11 protein-coding genes are annotated in these 22137 nt (G+C 37.9%); 7 read left to right on the top strand and 4 right to left on the bottom strand.

All coding sequences use genetic code 11. The features are described from left to right. The first annotated feature begins 952 nt into the window (after positions 1 to 952). A complete protein-coding gene (locus tag PQ479_RS09190) occupies positions 953 to 1306 on the top strand; it encodes a hypothetical protein (protein ID WP_047989911.1) in 354 nt (117 codons plus the stop codon). Positions 1307 to 1468: 162 nt separating this feature from the next. Further along, positions 1469 to 2536 carry a DmpA family aminopeptidase gene (locus tag PQ479_RS09185; RefSeq protein ID WP_273716947.1) on the top strand — a complete coding sequence of 356 codons (1068 nt, stop codon included), beginning with the start codon at positions 1469 to 1471 and terminating at the stop codon, positions 2534 to 2536. Positions 2537 to 2825: 289 nt separating this feature from the next. Here PQ479_RS09185 and PQ479_RS09180 read toward each other — a convergent pair whose 3' ends face one another. Continuing rightward, positions 2826 to 3557: a hypothetical protein gene (locus PQ479_RS09180; protein WP_047989910.1), complete on the bottom strand. Its 732-nt coding sequence runs from the start codon at positions 3555 to 3557 to the stop codon at positions 2826 to 2828. Positions 3558 to 4096: 539 nt separating this feature from the next. Beyond that, a complete protein-coding gene (locus PQ479_RS09175; protein WP_047989909.1) occupies positions 4097 to 5485 on the bottom strand; it encodes a Glu/Leu/Phe/Val family dehydrogenase in 1389 nt (462 codons plus the stop codon). A 175-nt stretch (positions 5486 to 5660) separates the two neighbouring features. Between PQ479_RS09175 and PQ479_RS09170 the strand changes: the two genes are divergently transcribed. Further along, positions 5661 to 5933: an AbrB/MazE/SpoVT family DNA-binding domain-containing protein gene (locus tag PQ479_RS09170; protein WP_053070481.1), complete on the top strand. Its 273-nt coding sequence runs from the start codon at positions 5661 to 5663 to the stop codon at positions 5931 to 5933. Further along, on the top strand, positions 5930 to 6274 hold the full coding sequence (locus PQ479_RS09165; protein WP_273716946.1) for a type II toxin-antitoxin system PemK/MazF family toxin: 345 nt from the start codon (positions 5930 to 5932) through the stop codon (positions 6272 to 6274). Before PQ479_RS09170 ends, PQ479_RS09165 begins: the two co-directional genes overlap by 4 nt. A 78-nt stretch (positions 6275 to 6352) precedes the next feature. Here the strand turns inward: PQ479_RS09165 and katG are convergent, their stop codons facing one another. Next, the gene (katG, locus tag PQ479_RS09160; RefSeq protein WP_047989907.1) at positions 6353 to 8584 is read right to left on the bottom strand and encodes a catalase/peroxidase HPI; all 2232 of its coding nucleotides are present in this window, start codon (positions 8582 to 8584) and stop codon (positions 6353 to 6355) included. Positions 8585 to 9226: 642 nt separating this feature from the next. Continuing rightward, entirely contained in the window at positions 9227 to 15061 is a 5835-nt protein-coding gene (locus tag PQ479_RS09155; protein ID WP_047989906.1) for a DUF3320 domain-containing protein, read from the bottom strand. 232 nt (positions 15062 to 15293) lie between these two features. On the opposite strand from PQ479_RS09155, the gene PQ479_RS09150 reads away from it, so the two are divergent. The 3 genes from PQ479_RS09150 to PQ479_RS09140 are packed head-to-tail and all read left to right on the top strand — an operon-like array spanning position 15294 to position 22096. Then, complete coding sequence (locus PQ479_RS09150; protein ID WP_047989905.1) at positions 15294 to 16787, top strand: TIGR02677 family protein; 1494 nt, start codon at positions 15294 to 15296, stop codon at positions 16785 to 16787. A 25-nt stretch (positions 16788 to 16812) separates the two neighbouring features. Beyond that, positions 16813 to 17982 (top strand): TIGR02678 family protein, encoded by a 1170-nt coding sequence (locus PQ479_RS09145; RefSeq protein WP_273716945.1) that lies wholly within the window; start codon positions 16813 to 16815, stop codon positions 17980 to 17982. After that, positions 17972 to 22096, top strand: coding sequence for a TIGR02680 family protein (locus PQ479_RS09140; RefSeq protein ID WP_053070480.1), 4125 nt, complete (start codon positions 17972 to 17974; stop codon positions 22094 to 22096). The genes PQ479_RS09145 and PQ479_RS09140 overlap by 11 nt, the downstream gene beginning before the upstream one ends. Positions 22097 to 22137: the final 41 nt, after the last annotated feature.

Below are 22137 nucleotides of genomic sequence, written 5' to 3'. Positions count from 1 at the left end.
CAGTCGCGTTCCACTTGGTTTTGCTTCTGTACTAGATGGCTTTTGATTAAATTTTTATATGAAAGTTGCTTAAAACTGATATGCAGATCTATACTCATCGCTCCCGAAAATCATGCTCCGTGTCCTATGGGGTGGCACCGAACTAACTAGCTTCGCTAGTGGATTTCGGTCTGCCACTATGTCCCATGGGAGTCTCCGCATGTTTTCGTCTGCTGGGTTACTGATAATTCTCAAGTTCACAAAACCATCAAACACCATTCATTTAAAATGAAAATGAACAAAAACTAATTGAATGAAGTGCCACCAACAAAGATGAAAGTAGTGGCGACTGTTCAAACTGTTGGCACGTTTACAACTCGATTACCATCAGGAGTCGGGCTGAACAAACAGGGAGCACTGTCCTACTAAGTTCATTTATCGCGAGATGGATGACCAGCTAACTTCATGGCACAAACTATCGTCCATAAGTAACCTCCATACAAAAAACCGTAGAGTCTTTGCTCTACGGTTTACAAAAGGCAACCATTAGGAGAGCAAAAACAACCATTTTTGAGCACAACAAATAAGCATGTAAACATACTTATTTAATTTTGCATCAAAGCGATTGTTCTATACATCTCCAGCCATAATCAAGATCGTGAATGAAAATCTTCCATTATGCCGAATGGCTTCACCTGTCCTATAATGTATTTGTTTTTATGGTAACAGTAGTTTCTTAGAGCGTCAACAACTGGTTACTAGTCGGTGCTAGCTTACTTTCACTGATAGAATGTATAATAGCCATAGCTCCACCTGGTAATAGAGTCTACTTGCCCCTTAACAATGGGTATAACGCAAATAGATGATAGCGTCCAATATAGGTTATCATCTATGGTAAACTATCTTAAGATAAGAAATTTAGGGGGAGTTAGGTGCGTTTACATCATGTTTTGTTCCTATGTGATTTTTTGCTTTGACGGCTTGTCAAGAACCGTTAACCACAGAGGAAGTATTGGAACGAAGTCAACAGGAAATGTCAGGTTTGAATAGTTATGCTTTTGACATAGACACTCTTTTTGTGGACGGTGTGGAAAATGAAACGAAAGAGAGAACGAAAGGTACAGTCAATGTTGAACCTTATGAAGCAAGCTATGTTTATATAGGTGATTTTTATAATGATGAACCGACCATACATGTTATTGCTTTAGATGATATGTATTATCAAGCCTTTTTAGGGGAGCTTACGGAATTTATGAAGGTCACATATGAGCATGACCGTCATCATATGCTTATTATTCGGAAAATTATAAATGATATTAATGGATAAGGTGGATGTATTCAAAATGTTATTAAAGCAGATGAATAACATGAGCTTTCCTAACTTTTGAGTGAGAGAATTACTTTCTATCAGAAGTGGTTGTTCCGAGATGAAGGCTGTAGGGGAAGTGAGTACTAGGCACTTAGAGGTTAAATGAAAGGGTGAAAGTATTTGAAAGTAAAAAGATTAAATGACTACGGGATAAAAATGGGGAAGATGGAGCCTGGTGAGCGAAATTCTATTAGTGATGTTGCGGGAGTGACCGTAGGACATGTCACGATTAATAAAGGTGGAGTACAGACAGGAGTCACAGCGATACTACCACACCAAGGAAATATATTTCAAGACAAGTTAGTGGCAGCTACCCATATCTTAAACGGCTTTGGAAAAACGGTCGGAACGATTCAAATCAATGAACTAGGAACGATTGAAACACCGATTATCCTTACGAATACATTAAGTGTCGGAACAGCAACAGAAGGACTAATCGACTATATGATCGAGCAAAACTCAGAAATCGGTGCAACAACAGGTACGGTCAATCCAGTTGTTGGTGAATGTAATGATATGAAACTTAATGATATTAGAGGAAGACATATTCAAACTAAACATGTTAAGGAGGCGATCCAACAAGCATCTGCTGATTTTGATGAAGGAGCAGTTGGTGCAGGAAGGGGGATGGTTTGTTATTCGTTAAAAGGGGGCATTGGTTCAGCCTCAAGGAAAATCCCGTTACATCATGGGCTATATACACTCGGAGTTCTTACTTTAACTAACTTTGGGCAGCTTGAAGACTTAACGATAAACAATCGTTTGCTGGGAAGAGAGCTTACTGAGAAAATGAATACCGTTCCTAATGAAAAGGATCAAGGCTCTGTGATCGTTATTTTGGCGACTGATTTACCTGTCAGTGAGCGCCAGTTAAAAAGGATTATACAGAGGTCAGTTATAGGTCTTGCCAAAACAGGCGCACAAATTGCTAATGGAAGTGGAGATATTATGATCGGATTTTCCACAGCTACCAAAATCCCACATCAACCAAATGGTCGTTTGCTAACCATACCTACTATTCATGAGGAAGAAATTGATCTCGCTTTCCGAGCAGCAAGTGAGGCGACGGAGGAAGCTGTGTTGAGCTCTTTAATAAGTGTAAGTCATGATGAAGCTTATAAGAAACAATCGAGTGAAGTCATGACGCTCTTACAATGCCTGACTAAATTTGATGTGAGGTTATCATAATAACGGTGGACATGAGCTTTACGACTATATATTTAGTGATGCAGAGAGGTTCGTGTTTTCATTCTTACTAATTATAATAGGTATTCCTTTTGGATTTATATTTTTTGCCCCAAGTGAAAAACATAAAAAGCCTGAATGGGAAAGCGATGATTGGGTTGATCCACTAGTGGACGATAAAAAAGTTAAAGAGATATAAAATCTCCGCTACGGCTAATTCTCTTAAGTTCCTATCAGATAAGCAGTAAGAGACACTTCCAAAGAGAAAGTGCCTTTTACTCGATTGTGTTCATTAGCGTAAAGGAATTTCAAATTCTTCTCCATCCATAATCACTGTTAATACTAAAGGTTTATCGCTGTTTTCAGCTACAGGTAAAGGTACTTGGAAGCGAACATAGATATTCCCTTCAGTAAGGGCATCGATTGAAGAGCCAGTGAAATCGGTTCCTTCATTATTTTCACTAGATGCTATGTTTTCAAACTCATGTTTACCATCGTATGTTAATGAAAAGTTGATAGGTCCTAATACATTCCCGAAAGACACGCTACTCGTTGTATCATTATTTATAGTACCAGTAAGTAATAGATAAACCTCAGAGCTTGACGGTGCGTTTCTCACATTAGAGCCGTCTCCATTAGATGGTTCATAACTAGTCGTAAACTTGGCTTCTTTTAAAGTCATAACAATGGAATCATCCATGTGTTTAAATACTTTATCTGAATCTAAAAGGTTAGTATTTAGTTCGGTTGCTTCCCCTGAACTGTCAGTTGAACTCTCATCCTTGGCACTTGAACTGTTATTTGATGAGGTAGTAAACACTTCAGATCCTTCATCTGAGTCAGCTTCTGTTTCTTCATTTTGAGCTGTGTTTTCTTCCTCTAATTCATCGTTTGTTTCGACTTCTTCTGAACTTGGTTCACCGTCTCCAGCAACTTCCTCTGTTGGGGTATCCTCATTCGTTCCACAAGCGGTTATCATAAGCGTTAAGCTTGTAATGATAAAAACCATTATTAATTTTTTCATTGTTTCATATCCTCCTATTTTGTTATTGAATGTCATTGAATGTCATTGAATAACTTAAATACGTCTGCATTGTCCATTTGGTTTCAAATGGGAGTTACAAAATTCTGTAAAATTCGATCATATTTTATCATAAGAAGCTTTGATTTATATCATTCTGTTAATAAAATGATTCAATATAAGGACAATATACTACTAGACTAAACTCTAGTAAGGATAAAATAATGAAAAAGATACTAGGGCAAAAATGCTATTTTGTCATTATTGTAAGGCTTTTGAAAAAAGAACATTTTACAAAATATACTTACGGCATATTAAAAATAAATTTTGAACGCATATGACTTAGAAACTAAGGTATACATAACCGTTTCTGGCATGAAATAAACGTGCATAGCGTCATAAATTGGGTCATAGTCATATTGTCTTAGAAGAAAATAGCAAAGCCAAACCGTCCCTTGAAATAAGGGGGGTTCGGCCAGTGCTATTAGAAGAGAGGGGGAATTATCGTAGGTTGTAATTGAAAAAGAAGAATAAAGTTTTGCTTAATATAACTTACCGTGACGATATAGTAAGTCAACGAGACGTCTTAGTGACACAGTGAAGCATGTAAATCGTAACGTTTTTTCTGTGGAAGAGAAATATGCTTGATAAACAGCTTCAAAAGTAGGAATCATTTGTTCAGCCATCTCATGGTGGGTTTTTTCCTTCGAATAACGTTCTTCCGTTAAGCTTTGCTTCCATTCTAAGTAAGAAACAATGACCCCACCAGCATTAGCCATAATATCAGGGATGACGATGTTGCCTTGCTTCTCTAAATAATCATCCGCTTCAAGTGAAATAGGGGCATTGGCACCTTCAACTAAAACTTTGGCGGAGATATCAGCCATATTAGAAGCAACAATTTGGTCCTCCACTGCAGCGAGAAACAGCACATCTGCGTCGATGGTAAGAACGGCCTCCGCAGGTAATACATGGGCTTCAACTCTAGCTTCCGCTAATTCTTCTAGATTAGTAGGTAAGTCATGATGTGTAGCTGTATAAGTAATAAGCTTATCGATGTCAAGACCATTTGGGTGATAAAGTGTCGTGGAACGGTCTGAAACAGCAACGACTTTGTGGCGAGTTTTTTCATAATGGAAGGCTTGCTGTGCCGTAATACTGCCGACATTGCCAAAGCCTTGAACAGCAACACGAATCTCTTTTTCTTCCTCGTTAAACAGTCGATTTAATGTTTGCCATTGAGGGGTACGATTGGGAGCGTTCTGCTTCCGTTGTTCACTTAACCAATCGTCAATCAGCCAAGAATAGCTAAGAAATGTTCCTATTCCTGTAGCTTCTCGACGACCACGTACACCACCGTTAGCAACACTTTTTCCTGTGAACGAACCATGATAGGACTTACCAGGATGAATGGTTTTATACTCACCAACCATCCAATCAATCGTCTGTTCGTTCGTACCAAGATCAGGGGCGGGGATATCATGGGAAGGACCTAAATCCGGAGCAAATCGTTGTACATATTTGCGGCTTATTTGATTTAATTCCTTTTCAGAAAACTTACGTGGGTCAATGCTAATTCCTCCCTTTGCCCCACCAAAAGGGAGTCGATACAAAGAGTTTTTAAGAGTCATTAGGATAGCTAAATTCTCAACTTCTTTTTCATTCACATATTCGCTGAAACGGATACCTCCTTTATAATAACCACTAATATTATTATGTTGAATTCGGTAAGCAGGAATTCTGAGTATGCCTTCTTTTTCAGTCGAGACACGTATATAGCTCTTGACGATTTTGTCTGTTGTTTTTAATATTTCTTTTGCTGATGAACAATAGTTAGCCTGATTTTCCTCGCTTGAACTACATACGTTAGATTGGCTAGATAAATGATCCATAGCGGTTTCAATTAGTTGTTTCGTTTCTTTTAGTTCCATCATGACCTCCCAAATATAACTTCTATGCTATTCCATTCCCTACGATCCTATTAAAAAAACGTCAGAATATCGGGTAGATTAATTTAATGTTAAAACCTATTTAAAGAAATAAAGGCCAATACGATGTGCCGAATGATATATACGTGTAAATACTTTGAATAAAGGTTGTGGTAAGATGCCAGGAAATAAAAAGCAAGAAAATATTAGGATGAAAACGACGATTCAAGCATGGGGAAATGCGAGTGTCATCAGAATTCCTCCCGTCTACAAAAGAATGCTTCAAGTTAATAATGGGGACGAAGTCGAAATTCGCATTGAAAATCACGCATTAATTATTGAAAAGTCTAATTTAAAAGAATGGGCTTTAAGAGAATTAATGGAGAAGTATGATGTTTCTACAGAGCATGAAGAGATTGAGCTTGGTGCTGAAGGTGAGGAATGGTTGTGACAGTTTTAAAACGTGGTGATATTATCATGTTAAATTTTAATCCTTCAAGTGGTTATGAGCAAAAGGGATATCGACCCGCCCTAGTTTTTTCACCAGAAGTTTTTAATGATAAAACTCCGTTTGTTATAGTTTGTCCCATTACCTCTAAAAGAAAAGGGAATATATTCGAAGTGGAACTGTCAAAAGACATCAACAGTTGTGGGGTAGATGGTGCCATTCTTGTTCATCATATTAAAAGTGTAGATATAAAATCTAGACAAAGAGATTATAAAATTGTCGGCGAGGCACCAAAAAAGTGCCTTCAGGAGGTCATGAATAAATTAAAACCATTGCTTACGTAAAGAAGCATCATATAAAGGTGAATGTTAATGAATATAAGAAAACCCAGTCTCATTAAAGGAGACTGGGTTTTAGCTTGATTACTTAGCAAACTCAAGCTTTTTAGTTTTAAGGTCAAAACGATCGGCGTTCATTACTTTTACCCAAGCATTGATGAAGTCGTTAATGAATTTGCCTTTGTTATCGTCTTGAGCATATACTTCTGCTAGAGCACGAAGTACAGAATTAGAACCGAATACTAGGTCTACACGTGTGGCTGTACGAACAACTTTACCTGTTGAGCGGTCACGGCCTTCATACGTCAAACCGTCAACTGGTTTCCATTCAATTCCGATATCAAGTAGGTTTGTGAAGAAGTCGTTAGTAAGTGTTCCAACATTTTCAGTGAAGACACCGTATTTCGTATCGCCGTGGTTCGCACCTAGTACACGAAGTCCACCAACAAGAACAGTCATTTCTGGAGCTGTTAAACCTAGTAATTGTGCTTTATCCACTAGTAGCTCTTCAGATGTTACACTGTACTCGGTTTTTTGGAAGTTACGGAAGCCATCAGCAACTGGCTCTAAGTAATCGAAGCTCTCTGCATCTGTTTGTTCTTCCGTTGCATCTCCACGTCCTGCTGCAAATGGGACTGTTACGTCAAATCCAGCGTCTTTAGCTGCTTTTTCGATAGCGGCACTACCACCAAGTACGATTAAATCAGCGATACTTACCTTTTTATCTAATGAAGCCTGTAGTTCATCAAATTTAGCTAAAACTTTCTCAAGCTGAGCTGGCTCATTCGCTTCCCAATTTCTTTGTTGCTGTAAGCGAATACGTGCACCGTTTGCTCCACCACGGTTGTCTGAACCGCGGAACGTACTTGCAGAAGCCCATGCTGTTTTAACAAGCTCACTTACAGTAAGGCCTGTTGCAAGGATTTTTTCTTTAAGTTCACTAACTTCAGCATCAGTTAAATCATAATCAACCGTTGGAACTGGATCTTGCCAGATTAGCTCTTCAGATGGAACCTCTGGTCCTAAGTAACGAGCTTTAGGCCCCATGTCACGGTGTAATAATTTGAACCAAGCACGAGCAAACGCATCGGCAAACTCTTCAGGGTTTTCATGGAAACGACGTGAGATTTTCTCATAAGCTTCGTCATGAAGTAAAGCCATGTCAGCAGTTGTCATCATTGTTGGTACTTTGACGGATGCATCTTCAGCATCAGGAGCTAAATCCTTTTCATCTGGATCAACTGCTTGCCATTGCCATGCACCTGCTGGACTCTTTGTTAACCACCATTTGTAACCAAACAATAAATCGAAGTAGCCGTTATCCCATTGAATTGGATTAGCTGTCCAAGCACCTTCAATTCCACTTGTAATTGTGTCACGGCCTTTTCCGCTACCGTGTGAGCTTAACCAACCTAAGCCTTGAGCTTCAAGTGGCGCTGCTTCTGGCTCTGCACCGACTTGTTCAGCATCTCCGGCACCGTGTGCTTTACCAAATGTATGTCCACCTGCAATCAGGGCAACCGTTTCTTCATCATTCATTCCCATGCGTGCAAAAGTTTCGCGAATATCGCGTCCACTTGCTTCTGGATCTGGCTTTCCGTTAGGACCTTCTGGATTGACATAGATAAGACCCATTTGTACAGCGGCTAGAGGGTTTTCTAACTCACGGTCTCCGCTGTAACGGTTATCGCCAAGCATTTCCGTTTCGTTACCCCAATAGATATCTTCTTCTGGGTTCCAAATATCAGCTCGTCCACCACCGAAACCGAATGTCTTACCACCCATAGATTCGATTGCAACGTTCCCCGTTAGTAATAAAAGGTCAGCCCAAGAGATTTTGTTACCGTATTTTTGCTTAATTGGCCATAAGAGACGGCGTGCCTTATCGATATTTGCATTATCAGCCCAGCTATTAAGTGGAGCAAAACGTTGGTTACCTGTATTACCACCACCACGGCCGTCACCAGAACGGTACGTACCCGCAGCATGCCATGCCATACGGATAAACATAGGACCGTAATGACCATAGTCAGCTGGCCACCAATCTTGGCTATCTGTCATTAAGTCAGTTAAGTCTTTCTTTAATGCATCATAGTCTAATTTTTGGAATTCTTCACTATAATCAAATTCCTCACCCATTGGGTTAGACTTTGAATCATGCTGATGTAAAATGTTAAGGTTTAATTGATTCGGCCACCAGTCTTTGTTTGTTGTCCCACTCGATTTAGCACTTGTAGTCGCACCGTGTGAAAAAGGACATTTACCCCCAGAATTTTGGTTGTCATTTGCTTCAGAAATAATGTTATTTTCGCTCATTACAAATTCTCCTTTTCTTTTTAAAGATTAGTAGAATATAATCACACATCTGCGAACAAATCTCAGATGATAATTATTATTATGTAATCATTATAGTAAATTATTTATAAAAATGAAAGGGGGTTGTTTGAAGAAATGATAAATTTTTTGTGAAAGCTAGATGTAGGTTGTGAAAAATCCTTTTAGAATAATTATGACAGCGGTTACTGAAATGTCGAAGGAATTAATTCCAATTTGATTTCCTTACCTTTTAATTAGAGGAATCGGTGAAGATATTAAAGTTAAAAAATCTATTGATAAATTTGGCTGTAAAGAAAACGAGAGTAATATAAATGATGAAATAGTTGATCTCAACCTTTCTCTTATCTGTTACTTCTGCTTCTTAACTTTCCTACCTCAATTCTCATGTAGCTAGTTCAATTGAGAAGTATAATAGATATAAAATTAAAATTATTATCAAATAAGTAGGATTATTGACATGACATGTTTGCTTGCCTTTATAATAATACTTCGATATGGATGGAAAGAAACCCTTTTTTCAACACCATTAAATAGCGTCATTTATATAAGTTAGTATGAGGAAGATAATCAATTTACTAAAATATATAATCCCGCTGTATTTAAATATACAGCGGGAATTTTTTAAACAGTGACGACTGTAATAAATCCTACGTTATCCTCGTTTATATCTACCCAATTTTTAGCTTTAGCCAATTGCAAAGCTTCTTCCATGTAAGCTTCGATGGCTGGGCTTGTACGGACATAACCAAGTTGTTTAATGATTTCACGATTTAGAATTTCATTTGGTAATGAAAGTGTTGATTGGATAAGTTGTTGAATGCCATTCGCCAATTCTTCTTTGCTAATATCTTGGAGTCTTCTTTTACTATCCTCATTCAATTCACTATAGGTTCGAAAGTCAATAAATTGTTCGTATTGCTGACGACTTTCCCATAGAAAACAGCCTTTAGAATCCGTCGTTTGATAATAAGGGAGTTGCTTTAATTGATTTTTGATGACTGATTCTATTTTTGCTCCTGCTCTAGTAAATTTCCAACTAGAAGCAATAGCTCTTGTAATCTGAGTCAAGCTAATCGGTGATTCTTTCTGAATCAGTTCTCTTAATTGTGCTTGAATCACAGGAGCCCCTTCAATCGAATAAAACATCTGATTATCATATGGTGGTTTTTCTAGTTGGGTAGATTGATAGATGGTTTTTGTATGAAGCAACGTATCCTCAGTCTGTTCCTTTTGAAGAAGGAAATGACTAATTTTCTCTTCAAAAGGAATTACTTTGTTTACTTGATTACTTAATAGACGATTTGTCTGTTGATTGTTTTTTTGTAAATACTCGTTGATCTGGTCGATTATTTGCTGTAATTGCTGCTCTTTGTTGTGCCACCAATCAATAGACCAAACGTGGATTGTATACCATCCTAGTTTATTTAGCATCGACGTGCTTAGTTTATGTCGGTCACGAGGTGTAATTCTTCGAGCATATTGATGACCATCTACCTGTATGGCAGCACAGTATTCCTGTTCTTTGTCTGGATGAACAACAGCTAAATCAATCTTATATTCACTGCTACCAATATTCTCTTTGACCTTAAAGCCATGGCTCTTAATGAAAGCCTTGATTTGTGGAATGATGATTTCAGAGTTTGGTCGTATTACACTCCTTCGGTTTTCAAGTAATAATGGTTCATTTCCTTTTTTGGCAAATTCCATAAATGAGCGAAGACTGTGAATTCCTTCAGCTTTTGTTCGCGATAGATTGATTCCCTCAGGTTCCATTGAGGCGAATATAATCATTTCTTTTTTCGCTCGAGATACGGCAACATTGAGGCGACGCCATCCACCATCTCTATTTAATGGTCCGAAATTAAGTGTAATTTGACCAGTTGAATCAGGTCCATACCCGATGGAAAATAATATAAGGTCTCGTTCGTCACCTTGGACATTTTCAAGGTTTTTGACAAAAACAGGCTCTGTTGTTTCATCGGAGAAAAACCTCTCACACTCCGGTTCATTCATTAACCTTTCATCAATTAAATCTTCTATTAGAGTTTGTTGCACTTGGCTAAAGGTTACAATCCCTACGCTTTCCTGCTGTTTAATCGGCTCCTTTAAACGGTTAAACAGTTCGGTAACAATAGCCTCTGCTTCAATGTGATTCTTTTTTGTTTTCCCCCTATCATAAATACCGTTGACATTACGGAAGGACACACGCGAGACACTATCATCTGTAGATGGAAAAGTAACAAGTTTATTTTCGTAAAAGTGATTATTTGAAAATGAAATTAAACTTTCGTGCTCACTTCGATAATGCCAGCGTAAGTGTTTTTGTGGCATTTGGATCGATAAGCAGTCATCTAAAATACTTTCCATATCGCTTAATTCAAAGGATTCCTCATTTTGTTGAGAGTTGAAGAAACTCGTTGGTGGAAGCTGTTTTGGATCACCGACAACTATTACATTTCTACCTCTTGCCATTGCTCCAATTGCTTCACTTGTTGGTAATTGAGAGGCTTCATCAAAAATAACATAATCAAACTTTGGAAAAGTAGGATCAAGGTATTGGGCGACTGACAAAGGACTCATTAGCATACAAGGTTTTAATTTGAACAATAATTTTTGAATACGCTCAAACAGCTGCCTAATAGACATACCACGACCTTTGCTTTTTATGGCTCTTAATAAAATACCAGGTTCTGAACTTTGGATACTAGTTTGATGGATTGTAGGAATCGTATTCATGAGCTTAATATATACCTCTAATTTTGTTAATTCACTTAATTCGTCATCTAAATGATTAAATTTCTCTAGCTTATGTTCAAAACTTGATTTAGAAAACTGAACTAGGTACCTACTTTTTGAAATTTCTTCATCGATACGTATGCGATAGAATTGATATAAGTAGCATGTCACGAGTTCATCGTGTTGGAGCTTTCCTGATAAATAAGCAGATGTTACCTGTGACAGTCCTGCTTGATTGGCTTGCTCTAACGCTGTCGTTAATAGGCAATTATCTTTGAGTGTTGGGAGTACATTGATTAAACGTCCCACTTTACCTGTCATAAAAGAAAACCATTCGTCCTGCGAGCTTTCTTCAAAATCATTGGTTTCTAAGAGTCGATTAATCGTTTGCCATTGCGGGTCAAAAAGTTCAAAGGATTGGATAAATTCTTGCTGAAATTTTACTCCTTCATTAGAGAAAAAATAGTCCCTCTGTCCTTCAATCTGCTTGATCAATGTGATCCAATCCTGTTCCTGCAGCTTAAGGGCTTCTGAGTGATTTTTGATTTCCTCTAGCCCTTCTATAAACTCCATCATTGCTGTCCATTGAATGGAATCACTATTCCATAATGACGGAAATAGTGATTCCATTTTTTGTGCTTGTTGATTAATTACTAATTGATTATCTTGAAAATCTTTGATAACTTGTAACGATTTTTCTAGTTCTTTATCACTTAATTTTACTTTAGATGTCACATATTTCTTCAGTTCTTGTTTGATAGAACGAATGAGTAGTTTCTTTTTAAGAATCCAACTGTTATTAGCAGAGCGGATCTTTTGAAGAAGGGGCTCAATGTCTTTTTTTAATATAGATAAATCAAAGTTCTTACTTACCATTTTTCTTGATTCATCACATGCCTGCCCTTTTTGAATCGTCGCTTTAACCGTAGCGGTTATACTATTAAAGTTCGGGTCAGCTAATAAATCTCTATTTCCGTATTTACTATTTTGAAAGAGGGGAAGAGTACTGTGAATAAATTGATACCACTTTTTATCTTTCTTAGAGCAAATGAATCCAAGTTGTCCTAGTTTTTTATCAATGTTTTCAAACCTAGTACCTTCCTGTTGGATAATTTTAAGGCTCTCTAGCAATTCATCCTGTAATTTTAATGAATATTGAGTAACATTCATCCCTTTCCAAGGGTTCCCACTAGGTGCTGTACAACTGGAAGCAGTAATTTCTATTTGTTTAAGTAACTCTTTAGTTTTTGTAAGTTGTGCGGCATCTGTTAGTTTCACGGCTTCTCTGTCTAGACTTAATTCAGCATTGTTCGTAACAATAGCTGAATAGCTCTCAATCATCTCAAAAATACTTTGATTAAGATTGGTCTTTTGATGGAGTTCTAATACATAAGCGTTAAGAACTTGTTTTAATTGGACTAATTCATTAGTTTTTTCACTCCAAGGTGTTTCTTTCGTTTGTGCTTGTTTTTCAATGGTCGCTTCAAGTTGAGCCAATATATCTTTCTTTTGCCCTTTATTGGAGTAAATCTCTAAACAAAAATCTCCTAAGCCAATATCAGCTAATCTTTTCTGTACGACATTTAATGCAGCCATTTTTTCAGCTACGAAAAGAACTGTTTTTCCTGAACCTAATGCATGTGTAATCATATTTGTAATTGTTTGAGATTTTCCAGAGCCAGGTGGTCCATGTAAGACAAAGCTATTGTTATCCTCCATTGCTAAAATGGCTTCTGTTTGTGTACTATCAGAACTTAGTGGAATATAAGATATTGCCTCTGCTTCTTTTTCTGCTGTTAAAGAAGATAAGTTTGAATCTTTAACTTCTCCAGGATATGTGCCATCTATTAAACTTTTTACTACTTGATTTTCTTTTAATTTCTCTGCAAGGTGAACGAGATCATTCCACATTACAAATTTGGAAAATGAAAATAATCCAATGCTAGCTTGTTCAAGTATATCCCATCTGTCCATAGGCATAATGAGCCTACGGAGTGTGGTCATAATCTTTTTAACGTCAGCTCCGTGATCATCCTTAGGTATGTCATATAATCTTGAGGCATTTATACCGAATTTCTGATTTAAAAATTCAATTAATGAAATATTAATTTGGACTTCTTCATCTCGAGCTTGTACATAGTAGCCTTTTTTTGCTGACACACGAACGAGGTTAACAGGCATTAATAGAATAGGGGAAAATCGTTCTTTCGTATACGATTTATCATCAAACCATTTTAAAAATCCTAATGCAACAAATAAAGAGTTCGCTCCACTTTCTTCGAGTGTATTTTTGGCGTTACGATAAAGCTTAACAAGCTCCTTCTCTAATCCAATATCGGTAAGCGTTGAGCGGATGCGGTTATTTTTCATGTCTTCTTGTATAATTTGTGAATGAACTAATGATTCACTAGAGCTGAAGTCTCTTACATACTGCTTCCATTCACTAGGAACTGGTTTAATAAAGACTTTCTGCCCCATTGCTAATAAATCTTCGGTTTGAGATAAATTCGCTGTAACAATCGGGATTCCGCGATTGGTAAAACGGTAGTTTAATAAATTATTCCTTAAACTCATATCAATAAGTTTATTTTGCCAATAAAGTACTTTGTTATGTTCTTGAGCTGTTTGTTCGCTTTCGGGAATGATTTGTACCTGCTCGAAGCTTAGTTTCTCATTAAACCTAACAAGTGTATCTTCAACTTCTGATACTTTAAGTTGAGTATCATTATTTACTTGTATGGCTAATGGTTTGATTTGACCAATTCTACTTCGATAGACATCAATAAAATATTGAAATGAGTTTGGCTCATTGAGTTGTTCCTTTGCTTTTAATATAGCGGATTGAAATGAAGATTGTGAGTTTGTTAATAATGTCGATTCAATAATAAGAATTTCGTTAATACCATCTGCTAAATGTTTAGTAATGATGCTTTGATCATCTTGGTAGCTTTCTGATAAAGCAAAGTCCTTTAACCAGAAGCCTGGAAAGGCATGTCCGCGCAAAAAGATGATTATGGGATGAATACCTATAGCTTCTGCACAAGCTGCATAAAGAAGTGTTAAGTCTAAACAAGTCCCTAATCGGTGCTGTTGAATTAAATCTGGAAATCTGATTTTTTGTCCGTTTTCTTCAAAGCTAGCAGGTGGATTTATATAGGAGATTCCAAAAGACTGTATCGATGTAAAAATAGAGGCTAGTTGTGCGATCACACGATTAGGGTCACCACTTTGGTATCCATCAAATGCAGTAGAGCCTGTGTTTTTTTCAAGGATACTAGCTGATTTTTTGATGATTTCTAGTATGAATGGTCGATTTGGAGTGATGAAGCTAGAGATAATTTCAGGTAAGATAGCTCCTCCGGGCCAACAATCAAATGATAGTATATCGATCTTTATTTGATCAGAGTAAATGGTTAGATCATTTTCAAATATTTGAATATGTAATTGCCCGCTAATACTTTCTTCCAATTGACTTAGAAAAGAAGTAGATAAGAGAAGTTCTGGTTTTAACTCAATTGTTTCTGATTCTGGTAAATTTTCTATGTGAAGCTGGTAAGGGTGAGAAAAATACGGATCAGATTGTATAGTTATTTTTAGATTGCTCAACTTTGATTCTGTCTTATTTTGAATAGATAATGACTTGATAACGGGAATATGACTTTGCTGTAAAGCAAAGTTAACTTTATGATCGTATTTAATGTCACATGTTATTTTTTCCATATGGAATTTCCTCCTTTTTTAAATTGATAGGAATAAAAGACTAATAATGCACAAAAAAACTAGGTATTTTTGATATTCGATAAAATTAAGGAAATATCCTTTAATTCGACTTATTTAATTATATCTTAAGAATTATTAGTAGGAATTTGTTGAAGGATGAAGGTTATAAGTCCTATATGACGAATGACTTATTATAATATGAGTAGAACGTTATAATTGAAAGGTGGTTACTATGGAACACTATCCAACGAAACGGGTGAAGGAAGCGACGTATTTAACGGCGGAAAAGGCTTGGAGTTATCGGGCAATTTTGCGTTATTTTTATATACAGCATGAGCGGATGCGTGAATTTCTATTTTCGGAAGAGATTCATGCTTATTTGCAGAGGGATTATGCTTTTAAAAAATATGAAATGGAAGAGCTGCATCAGGACTTAGACTCACTTGTAAGATGGGGCAATTTAATTGCAAGGCAGGAATTAGGAAAATCGAAAACAATCGAAGAGTTTAAGAAAAAGAGATTTCGCTATCAATGTACCCCATATACGGTTGAATTTGAACGAATGATCATCCAGCTTGAAGGCATAGGAGAGTCCTTTGGTGGTTCCTTAGAAAAGAAACAGTTTGAAAGGCTTTATCAGACTTTTCTTCGTATTGAGCGAATCATTATAGGTTCCCATCATGAATCAGATGAAGAATGTGCCCAGGTTTGGAATGATGCCTTAACGTATTTCAGGCAGATTACCCAAAATACATCGGATTATATTGCCTATATTAATAGTGAAGAAGTGGAAGAGCGTATGCAAACTGAAGCATTCCTCATTTATAAGGACCAGTTTACTATGTATTTACGCGATTTTATCATTGCTTTGCAAAGTACAGCATTACAAACACAAGAATTACTTGTGTCTATAACAAATAAGGAGCTTGAGGCTTTTTTTGTTCAGGTAACAAGGCATCAGCAGCAAACCTTTCGTTTTAATGAAAATAAAGAAGGGGAGGGTAAAGAGGAGAATCCGTTACAAGAATTATACGAAAAGTGGAGCAGTATCACTTCGTGGTTTTTAGGGAATGAGCATGGGGAGAGTGAGTTTGTGATGCTTGAGCTCAGGACGAATGAAGCCATCCGGAGAATGACACGAATCGTTCAACGTCTTGGGGAGCGACACCAGCATTTTCATAGCCGCAAAAAAGACTATATGCACTTAGCTAAATGGTTTGACGGGATCGATGATATAGACTTAGCACATCAGCTTTCCTCTGTTGTTTTTGGCGTTTTTCATAGTCGTCATTTCCAAGGAAATCATGTGCCGTCAGAGGATATTTATTTAGATGTTTGGGACGAAGAGCCAATGATTCATGAAACGAAACCTCGAATTAGAAATTATCGTGAAAAAACGAAAGCGGGAGCGATTATTAATAATCAAACCAAAAAACAAGAATTGAAGCAAAGATATTTAGAGGAACAAAAAAGGGAAAAAGCTCTAATTGAAACCTATATCAATAATAACGAGATTGATATGGAGCAATTAGGAAAGGTAGAAAAGTCGGTACGAAAGGTTTTGCTCATTTGGATAGGAAAAGCAATGGGGAAAAAGGATCGAATTATAAAGACAGATTTTGGACGAGAAGTAGAGGTTGTCATGAGCAGAAACGATAATATAGAAGTAGTATCAGAGGATGGCGTATTGAAAATGCCGAAAGTGATTTTTCGTTTTTTGAATTAAGTGAAATGTGAAGGTGGTGAAGGAAGTGGAGAATGAAGGTTTAGATGAGCGAGCAGAGGAAGCACTTGCTATTTTGATGGAGAACTTCTGGGTATTACGTGCCGTAGAACCAGATGTCTATCAACAAGTGAGGCATAGGGAGCATGTGATCAAAAGGTATGTCACAGAAAAGCTTGGTTTTACGCTCATTATACACCAGCATTTTATTAAGCTAGAAAAAATTCCGGTAGAACCAAAGCAATGGATGGGTATTCAAGCTTTTCAAGAACCAATGGATTATGCGATTTTTTGTTGCGGGCTTGCTTTCACGGAAAGACGCTCGGTCGATGATCAATTTCTGCTCTCAGAGCTAACGGAGGATATCGCCGATATGTATCCGGGCGAGTTTTCGCTTAATTGGACGAATTACCAGCACCGTAAATCACTTGTACGTGCTTTAAAGCAGCTGGTTGACTTACATTTAATCAAAGCGGTTGATGGCGATATTGAGTTATTTGCGATGAATGAGGAGCAGGAAGTGTTATATGAAGTAACCGTTTATGCCCGTTATTTCATGCGCTCCTATCCGGATGATTTGTTTCAATATGAAACGATGGATGAAATTCTTGAAAGTGAGTGGCAACGGCATCAAGGCGATGAACGACGTAAGCGTGTCTATCGCCGCTTGTTTTTATCACCTGTTATCCACCGTAGTGAAGGTGAGGACTCAGACTTTGCTTATATACGTAACTATCGAAATCGTTTAAGAGAAGATATTGAAGCCCACACACCTTTTCGTTTAGAAGTTTTTAAAAATGCCGCGATGCTTATGCTCGATGAGAAAAAACAGCGGTATACCCTTTTTCCGGATCAAAAAGGGGTCATGGATGTGGTTTTACACCTTAGCGCCATTTTGAGAGAGAATGTGCAGAAGGATTTTATCAATGATTTAGGCGAGTGGAAGTTGATGATGAGCGAATGGGAGAGCCTGCTTGAGAAATTACAGAAGAAGTATCAGCGCGGTTGGAGTAAACAATATCGCGATATGACGATTACACAGCTTCGTCATGAGCTCATTACTTATTTAGTTGAATGGGAGCTAATGGAGTATGACAGGCACTCTGGAGTAGTTGTCATTAAGTCTGCTTTGCCAAGGATGGTCGGGGAATATCCAAAGGATTATCAAGCGAGGGAAGGTGAAGAAAGTGTTCAATAAGTGGAAAATGAACCGTGCAGGTTTATTAAATTTTTGGTATTACGATGAAGAGCAATTTGATTTTTCTGATGGGAAATTACTGTTAAGAGGAAGTAATGGTTCAGGTAAGTCTGTGACGATGCAAAGCTTTTTACCGGTCTTATTAGACGGGAAGAAATCACCTGATCGTTTAGACCCATTTGGTTCTAAGGCTAGACGGATGGAGGATTATTTACTAGGGGAAAAAGAGGTTGTTGACCGCGATGAACGGACCGGTTATTTGTACATCGAATACAAAAAGGGAAACACCGATCACTATATAACGACGGGGATCGGTTTACAAGCAAAAAGAAATAAACCGATGAAGTTCTGGGGTTTTGTCATTACAGACAATCGCCGAATCGGTGAGGGTATTGAGCTATTTAAATATGAAAACAGCAGTGATGAAAAGCAAAAAATTCCTCGTTCACGTGTCGAGTTAGAAACGGTTATTGGTGAAGGTGGCTATATCGTCCAGACGCAAAAGGAATATATGGCATTGGTAAATAAATATATATTTGGTTTCGATACGTTAGAGGCTTATGAGGATCTCATTAAATTGTTGATTCAACTAAGAAGTCCAAAGCTTTCAAAGGATTTTCGTCCTACCGTTATTTATGAAATTCTAGAAGCGGCATTGCCACCTTTAACAGAGGATGATCTGCGCCATTTATCGGATACGATTGAGCAAATGGACGAAACGAGACAGCAGATTGAACAGCTTGAGCGCGAGTGGCACGCGATTCAATCGCTAAACCGTGCCTATGATACGTACAACCAACGGAGGTTAGCAGAGCAAGGGCAGGAATGGATAAAGGCTAGTAAAAAGCTCGGTGCCGAGCAAAAGCTTCTAACGACTTTTAAGGAGCAAGAAACTCAATTAATGACAGATATAGAAGCGTTAATAGGGGAACAGCAAGTATTAAAGCAAAAGCAAGCAGTAAACGAAAAGCAAAAAGAGCGTTTACGTTCACATAAGATATGGGATTTAGAAAAGGAGCTTCAGGGCGAGAAGGATCGACGCAATGAGGAAGAATTGAAGCGGTGTAAGCAAGAGGAGTCGTTACATAAGAACGAACAAAAGGAACATCAGCTTAGACTTAAGAACCAAGAATCTGAAATGAAAGCGGAACAATTAGAGGCAGAAATAACGGATGCCCTCGAGGATATGGGGCATAGTGCTTCCGAAGCTTCTTTCCAAAAGCATGAGATGAATGTTGCGGACTATGAACGAAAAAGTGAAACGGTATTTGATTATTCTATTTGGAATAAGGAAGCAAAGGCCCATTTAGAACAATTGACCGTGCTGGTTGAGCAATTTCGTGAGTTTGACAGGGTCAAAGAGCTTTATGAAAGTAGAAACCTTGACCGAGCAGAAGAACAGAAGAAGCTCGATCAAAAACGCTCAGAAGAAAAAGAGTGGCTTCATCTGTTTGAGGAAGATAAAAATAAAAAAAGAGCAGAGCTTCATGAATGGGTTCAGGAGATTTCTTGGGTACACGATCAAAGTGAAAAGCTTCAGCAAAGTTCACGTTTACTTGAACAGCTTTATGAATCGACACAGTATGAGCAAGTTAGAGTCCTTTATTACGATACTTATTTAGCCTTTCAAAATGAAGAAAACCAAAAACTGTCTAGGCTTACTTTTGAAAGGAAGCAGTTGGAAGAACAAAGGCAAGCCAAAAAGGAGGAGTGGCAAGTATGGAAAAATCAAAAGGATCCTGAGCCGCCGCTTGCAAAGGAATCTAGACAGGCAAGGGAACAATTAAAGAAAATGGGTCATAGCTTTATGCCTTTTTACGCTGCTGTCGATTTTAACGATCACATCTCCGCAGATGTTCAAAGCCGGATAGAGTCGGTGTTAATGGAAACGGGTATTTTAAATGCGCTTGTCGTCGATAGTGAAGTTCAAGTAGAGCATGACCGAGTCCTTACCCCTACCCCTGTCTTTTTCCAGCAGACTCTGGCTGATTTTATGAAACTTGATTCTGACATTGCCTCACAGAACCTGCGTGAACAAGTTGATGCAGTACTAAGATCAATTGTTGTTACCAAAAGTAGTCGCAGTACGGTGGTTCAAGATGATGGTTCATATCAAATTGGTCTCTTACAAGGGCATGCTTTACCATATGAAGAAGTGAGGTATATTGGGAAGACAGCACGAGCACGTTACCGGAAAGAAAAAATGCTCGAGCTTGAACAAGAAATTGCAGTGCTAACGGAGCGAATTGGACAAGTAGCTGAACAAATCGGTCAGGTTGAGCAAAGGTTGGTTGATGCAAGAGGTCAAATGGATGGATTCCCGAATGATCGTGATTTGCAAGAAAGCTATCGTCAAATAAAGAGTACTCGGTTTGATATTGAACAATTAAAAGGCTATGTGGAGAAGTTAGACCATGAGCTTCAACGGATATATATAAGTTATCAAGAGAAAAAATATCTAATTAATGAGCAAGCCCGACATTTTAATATTGAAAAGAAACTGTCCTCCTACATGTTAGCGAAGCAGGAAATGGCTAACTATAAGGATCAATTGTCAAAGCTTGAAAAGTTACACATCAAACGAATCCATGAGCTTGAGCTTTTGAAACGAAATAAGGATGAGTTAGATGAAGTCAAAGAGAGCGTCGATGAATTAAAAGGTGAATTAAATATCGCCGATGACCTTCTTATCCGCCTTCGTCAAAATATCGAAAAGATTGAAGAGCAAATGCGGAAGGAAGGGGCAGAAGATATCCGTCTGCAAATAAGAACGGTGGAGGAGGCACTTACCCAAATCGATCATAATCTTGACCGTACGAAACAGGAGCTTCCGAAAAAGGAAAATGAACTTGAACATGTAAAAGAAAAGATAACAACACAGCAACATTTTTGTTTGTTCTTAGAAAAAGCTGAGACTGCCTGGGCAACAACTTTTGCAATGGAATATAGCTATTATTTCGTTTGGCCAAAGGAGGGATTAGAAGGACTTGAATCACGAAATATTGCCGAGAAGGCTATTAAGGAGTATGGGCATCTAGTGGTAGAAAAGGATTCAAGCCGAGTTGATTCGTTACTTTCTAGTACATTCTTTTCTGAAGGAGCGAATCTGATGGAGTATCGAATGAGTGATTATACGAAGCCAGCTCCACTCTCAGATTGGATGAACGAGGTCCCAGATGAATATCGCCTTTATGTAGAGCAATGGAAGAGTAAAGCTTCACGGCGGATCGTCGATTTAGATTATCAAGGTAAGCGCGTTAGTCCTTATTTTGTCCAAGATGTGATTGAACAAGATAGAGAGCAGCGAGAACATTTATTAAATGAACAGGACCAACGTTTGTATGAAGATATTTTATATAAGTCAGTTGGTAGCAAACTTCGAAGTCGAATTCGTCGGGCCAAAGATTGGACGAGGAAGATGAAAAGCTTGATGGAAACGCGTGATACGTCATCGGGTTTAACGTTTTCAATTCGTTGGAAGCCAAGAACAGCTGATCTTGAGTCTGAATTAGATACCCAGGATTTAGTTGATTTGTTAATGCAGGATGCTCGTTTGTTAAAGGATGAAGATCTTGATCGGATTACCGGGCATTTTCGTTCAAAAATTCATAATGCCAAGCAACTACTAGAGCATAAAACGCAAGGGCAGACATTAATTCAAGTTCTTAAAGAAGTGTTGGATTACCGTAAATGGTTTTCTTTTGTTCTTTCTTATAAAAGAGAAAATGAACCAAGACGAGAGCTAACGAATCATGCATTCTATCAATTTAGTGGAGGGGAAAAAGCGATGGCGATGTATATCCCATTGTTTACAGCGTGTTATTCTCGTTACCAGGAAGCTGACGAGGCTGCTCCTTATATTATATCTTTGGATGAAGCCTTTGCTGGTGTTGATGAAAATAATATTCGTGAAATGTTTGAGGTGGTTGAAAGTCTTGGTTTTAACTATATTATGAACTCACAGGTGCTGTGGGGCGACTATGATACGGTGTCGAGCCTATCGATTTGTGAATTAGTACGTCCGAAAAATGCAGATTTTGTTAGTGTGATTCAATATGAGTGGGATGGTGCTAGTTTGTTATTGAGTGGTGAAAAAGAAGAGATCCTTACTTAACTAGAATGTGTAAGTATAACGGGAAAAGTATTTGTTGTGGG

The sequence above is a fragment of the Alkalihalobacillus pseudalcaliphilus genome, from assembly GCF_028610675.1.
Taxonomy (GTDB): domain Bacteria; phylum Bacillota; class Bacilli; order Bacillales; family Bacillaceae_D; genus Alkalihalobacillus; species Alkalihalobacillus pseudalcaliphilus.
Note: the sequence above shows the minus strand (reverse complement) of the source record. Positions and strands in the feature narration are given on the sequence as shown.

Coding starts and splice junctions, on each gene's coding strand:
- PQ479_RS09180 (WP_047989910.1), bottom strand. CDS start 3,557: ATGAAAAAATTAATAATGGTTTTTATCATTACAAGCTTAACGCTTATG.
- PQ479_RS09175 (WP_047989909.1), bottom strand. CDS start 5,485: ATGGAACTAAAAGAAACGAAACAACTAATTGAAACCGCTATGGATCAT.
- PQ479_RS09170 (WP_053070481.1), top strand. CDS start 5,661: ATGCCAGGAAATAAAAAGCAAGAAAATATTAGGATGAAAACGACGATT.
- katG (WP_047989907.1), bottom strand. CDS start 8,584: ATGAGCGAAAATAACATTATTTCTGAAGCAAATGACAACCAAAATTCT.
- PQ479_RS09155 (WP_047989906.1), bottom strand. CDS start 15,061: ATGGAAAAAATAACATGTGACATTAAATACGATCATAAAGTTAACTTT.
- PQ479_RS09150 (WP_047989905.1), top strand. CDS start 15,294: ATGGAACACTATCCAACGAAACGGGTGAAGGAAGCGACGTATTTAACG.